Below are 321 nucleotides of genomic sequence, written 5' to 3'. Positions count from 1 at the left end.
GCCGCGATTGGCGATCAGGATCTTCTTGAACATTCGGATGTCGTTCCTCCGGCGAAGCGGTCCAGTTCTATGAATAATTCCGGCGCGCCTCAAGTGTCCGCGGATTGGCCCTGCCGGCCGGTGCCGATTGCAGAAACCGCGCCGAAAAACGTCGCAAGAGACGTTGGCCGCTATCCCCGAAGCCGGTAGGGTGGTCGCGGACGGATGATGGATGGCAGGCTGTTGTCGCCTCGCCAGGCAGGCCTGGCAGCCTGCCATAGTCTGAAACTCTTCGATTGCCTTGGGAGGAATGCCTCATGAAGACGCGCGCCGCAGTTGCCG

The 321-nt window shown here is 61.4% G+C and carries 1 protein-coding gene; it reads left to right on the top strand.

Annotation, left to right across the window (positions count from 1 at the left end; translation table 11 throughout):
• Window positions 1-189: hypothetical protein (locus EN861_RS35955; protein ID WP_210235223.1), on the top strand; the 189-nt coding region annotated here is incomplete at its 5' end.
• Window positions 190-321: the final 132 nt, after the last annotated feature.

This window comes from Mesorhizobium sp. M8A.F.Ca.ET.218.01.1.1 (assembly GCF_004791165.1).
Classification (GTDB): Bacteria; Pseudomonadota; Alphaproteobacteria; order Rhizobiales; family Rhizobiaceae; genus Mesorhizobium.
This window is presented reverse-complemented; position numbering and strand designations above follow the sequence as displayed.